This window comes from Stenotrophomonas sp. 05L44_2, assembly GCF_056665995.1.
Genome location: NZ_JBFTNR010000520.1, coordinates 1 through 4,173 on the forward strand (window position 1 = coordinate 1; position 4,173 = coordinate 4,173).

At 66.7% G+C, this 4,173-nt stretch carries 5 protein-coding genes; 3 read left to right on the plus strand and 2 right to left on the minus strand.

The window, feature by feature from the left end:
* Both AC1VAN_RS16770 and AC1VAN_RS16775 read right to left on the minus strand, forming a co-directional pair.
* Positions 1 to 944, minus strand: a 944-nt coding sequence (locus AC1VAN_RS16770) for an N-acetylornithine carbamoyltransferase (protein ID WP_480986245.1), incomplete at its 3' end; no start/stop codon positions are given.
* Between the two features lie 329 nt (positions 945 to 1,273).
* Positions 1,274 to 1,837, minus strand: coding sequence for a hypothetical protein (locus AC1VAN_RS16775; protein ID WP_442251610.1), 564 nt, complete (start codon positions 1,835 to 1,837; stop codon positions 1,274 to 1,276).
* 187 nt (positions 1,838 to 2,024) lie between these two features.
* Here AC1VAN_RS16775 and cysS point away from each other — a divergent pair, with 187 nt between their 5' ends.
* From cysS to AC1VAN_RS16790, 3 genes are all read left to right on the plus strand, one after another.
* Positions 2,025 to 3,158: a cysteine--tRNA ligase gene (cysS, locus tag AC1VAN_RS16780; RefSeq protein WP_480986246.1), complete on the plus strand. Its 1,134-nt coding sequence runs from the start codon at positions 2,025 to 2,027 to the stop codon at positions 3,156 to 3,158.
* Between the two features lie 55 nt (positions 3,159 to 3,213).
* Positions 3,214 to 3,666 (plus strand): SufE family protein, encoded by a 453-nt coding sequence (locus AC1VAN_RS16785; RefSeq protein ID WP_480986247.1) that lies wholly within the window; start codon positions 3,214 to 3,216, stop codon positions 3,664 to 3,666.
* On the plus strand, positions 3,663 to 4,173 hold a 511-nt coding region (locus tag AC1VAN_RS16790; protein WP_480986248.1), incomplete at its 3' end, for an MFS transporter. The genes AC1VAN_RS16785 and AC1VAN_RS16790, both read left to right, overlap by 4 nt.

Consider the following 4,173-nt stretch of genomic DNA (forward strand, 5'->3'; position numbering starts at 1 on the left):
GCGATGCACTGCGGCGAATCCATCACGCCGTCGGTCGCCTTGACGTTGCGGCGCAGCGGCAGGCAGTGGCTGAACACACCGTTGTTGGTCAGGGCCATCTTCCGCTCGTCGACGATGAAGTGCTTGAACTGGTCGCGGATCGGCTTCTCCGGCTCCCAGTTGCCGAAGAACGGCAGCGCGCCCCAGCTCTTGGCGTAGACCACGTCGGCACCGGCATAGGCACTGTCGATGTCATGGCTGATCTTCAGCGAACCGCCGCTCTCGGCCACGTTCTGCTCGGCCCAGCCCATGTAGCGCTCGTCGAGGATGTAGTCGGCGGTCGGGCACAGCAGCGTCACGTTCATGCCCATGCGGGTGGCGATGGTCAGCGCCGAGTTGGCCACTGCGGTGTTCAGCGGCTTGGGGTGGTAGGTCCAGGTCAGCACGTACTTCTTGCCGCGCAGGTCCTGGGTACCGAAATGCTCCTGCAGGGCCATCACGTGCGCCAGTTCCTGGCACGGATGGGTGATGGTCTCCATGTTGATCACCGGCACCGGCGAGTATCTGGCGAAACTCTCGAGCACGACGTCCTGGCGGTCGTAGGCCCAGTCGACGAACTTCGGGAACGCGCGCACGGCAATGATGTCGCAGTAGCGGCCGAGCACCTTGGCTACTTCAGCGATGTGCTCTTCGGTATCGCCGTCCATCACCGTGCCGAGGTTGAACTCGATCGGCCATGCATCCTTGCCCGGCTGCAGCACCACTGCGTGGGCACCGAGCTGGAACGCACCCAGCTCGAAACTGGTGCGGGTGCGCATGGACGGATTGAAGAACACCAGCGCGATCGACTTGCCCTTGAGCTGGTCGCCGAGCTTGTTGCGCTTGAACAGCGCAGCCTGGGTCAGCAGCGCGTCAAGTTCGCTGCGGCTCCAGTCCTGGGTGTTCAGGAAGTGCTTGGGGGACATCATCATTCCTTGCATGAGCGGCGCCGAGGGTCGACGCGGTGGAAGGTGGAAGGGAAAACCGGAAACCAGGGTGGTGCGAAAAGGTTGCAGATGAAGCTTTCAGAACGCGGAAACGAAAAAACCCAGCCGGCGGGCTGGGTTTTTTTCGGACGAACAGCAGAAAGCTCCGGATTACCCAGCGAGAATGTGGGGTTCCGGTCGACGGGCACGCGACGTCATGCCAGTGGCCTGGCGGGCGGCGCTGCTGTCGTGCTGGAAGTCGGTGAGCTTCATTGGTCGGCAATCTTTACATGCGGCCGGGGCCGGCGCAAGAGGCCGGCGTCGCAGAATCAGGGGGTGCCGGCGGCAGCCTGCTCCGGGCCCACCCAGGGGGTGATCGAAACCCGGATCTTCAGCCGGTTGCCCGGGTCTTCGGGCAGCCGTGAACGGTACTTGGTGCCCTTGTAGACATAGTCCACGTCATAGGCGATGGGGCGGCGGAACTCGCGTCCGACGGGCACGATACGACAGTCCCGCGTCAGCATCGGGCCCGTGTTGGCCGGCGCCGGGGCGGGGGCTTCGGCCGGCAGTTCCTCCAGCACTTCCTCGTCGCTGCGCTTGAACATCGAGCGAACCGAATCCCAGAGGCGGCCGATGCGGCCCTTGTCCTCAACCGGCTCCTCGCCAGTGACGTTGACCGGGGCCAGGGTACGGGTCGAGACCGGCTCGCAGTGCTCCTCGGTGCGGGTGGCACGCAGGGTCTGGAACACCGGCTCCACGTTGAGCACCTGGGCGTAGTCGAACTTCACGTTCTCCACGATCACCACCCGGTTGCGGGGCTCGGCCTCCTGGGCCCGGACCACGGCGGGCAGCGCCGACAGGCAGGCCAGGGTCAGCAACGCGGTGGTTTTCATTGGCGAAGGGAGCAGGGACACGGCAATAGTGTAGGCAGTGGTGACCGCAAGGGGCTGAACATTACCCGTCCGCGCCGTTCCTGCCCACCCCACCCCGGCCGCCGGTGACGTCCACCGGTGGCAACGGTCCCCCCAAAGGGCCCCGACACGTTCTAAAATCACAGGCTTGTCCCCCAGTCACAGACCCATGACCCTGCGCCTGCACAACAACCTGACTCGCCAGCTCGAACCGTTCACTCCGCTCGATCCGGCCTGTCCGACCCTGTATGTGTGCGGCCCGACGGTCTACAACTACGTGCACATCGGCAACGCCCGTGGGCCGGTGGTGTTCGGGGTGCTGGCCGACCTGCTGCGGCGGCGCTTCGGTGCCCTGCGCTACGCCCGCAACATCACCGACGTGGACGACAAGATCAACACCGCCGCGCGCGAGCAGGGCGTGCCGATCAGCACCATCACCGACCGTTTCGCTGCTGCCTACCGTGAAGACATGGCCGCGCTGGGCGTGGTGCCGCCGGACATCGAGCCGGAAGTGACCGCGCACATGGCGCAGATCATCACCATGATCGAGCAGCTGGTCAGCAGCGGGCATGCCTACGCCGCCGAGGGCCACGTGCTGTTCGCCGTCGGCAGTTTCGAGGGCTACGGCAAGCTGTCGCGCCGCGATCCGGACGAGATGCTGGCCGGCGCCCGGGTCGAGGTCGCTCCCTACAAGCGCGCCCCCGGCGACTTCGTGCTGTGGAAGCCGTCCAGCGACGACCTGCCGGGCTGGGAATCGCCCTGGGGCCGCGGCCGTCCGGGCTGGCACATCGAATGCTCGGCGATGGCCGCCGCGCACCTGGGCGAGACCATCGACATCCATGCCGGCGGCGTCGACCTGMAGTTCCCGCACCACGAAAACGARATCGCACAGAGCGAGTGCGCGCACGGCGGCAAGGTGTTCGCGCGCTTCTGGCTGCACAACGGCATGCTCAACTTCGGCGGCGCCAAGATGAGCAAGTCGATCGGCAACATCGAGCGCGTCCACGACCTGGTCCGCAGGCATGCCCCCGAGGCGCTGCGCCTGGCGTTGCTGTCGGCCCACTACCGGCAGCCGCTGGACTGGTCCGATGCGCTGATCGAACAGTCCGGCCGCACCCTCGACCGCCTGTACGGCACCCTGCGCGACGATGCGCGTATCCAGGGCCTGATCGACGAACGCGCGGCAGCCAAGCAGGCACGTGACTTCGCTCGTTCCGACGCCATCCGCGACCAGCTGGCCGCCGAAGGCATCGTGCTGGAAGACACCCCGCAGGGCGTGCGCTGGTCGCGCAAGCGCGGCTGACCTGCCCTGCCCCGTGGCCGGTCAGCCGGCCACGCTCCCTACTGTAGAGACTGTTGTGATCGACTCCCCGTTCCCGCTTGAACCCACCRCCGCCGAGGCACAGACGGCCATCGCCGAGGAATTCGGTTTCTTCGGCGACTGGTCCGAGCGCTACCAGTACCTGATCGACCTCGGCCGCAAGCTGCCCGCCTTCCCGGACGCGTGGAAGACCGAAGAGCACCGCCTGCTCGGTTGCCAGTCGATGGTCTGGATCGTGCCGGAAGGCAACGCGCAGTCGCTGCGCTTCCACGCCATCAGCGATTCGGCCATCGTCTCCGGCCTGATCTTCCTGGCGCTGCGCGTGTACTCCGGGCGCACCGCGCAGGAGATCCTGGCCACCGAACCCAGCTATATCCAGGACATCGGTCTGGCCCGCCACCTGTCGCCGACCCGCAGCAACGGCGTGGCGGCGATGCTGGCGTTCATCCGCGAGACCGCGCAGGCCCAGCTGCAGCGCGATCCGTCGTGAGCGAGCCCGCCACGGCCGAAGACACCGCGCTGGGCCTGCTGTCCCGGCCCGGTTTCGCCAGGCTGCTGGCGTATCGCATCTTCGCGATGCTGTCCTACCAGGTGGTCGCGGTCACCGTCGGTTGGCACATCTACGAAGTCACCCGCAATCCGTTCTCGCTGGGCCTGATCGGCCTGGCCGAGGTGCTGCCGTTCTTCTGCGTGGCCCCGTTCGCCGGTTATCTGGTGGATCATCTGCCGCGCCGCAAGCTGGGCATGGTCGCCTGTTCCGGCCTGGTCGCCACCGCGCTGGTGCTGACCAGCGTGGCCAAGGGCTGGCTGCCGGTTGAGGGCGTGTGGCCGATCTATGCGGCGATCGCACTGACCGGCATGGTCCGCGCCTTCCTGTCGCCGATCTACAACGCACTGTTCGCCCGGGTGTTGGCACGCGAGCACTTCGCCCGTGGCGCCGGCCTTGGCGCCGTGGTGTTCCAGGCTGGCATGATCGCCGGCCCGGCACTGGGTGGCG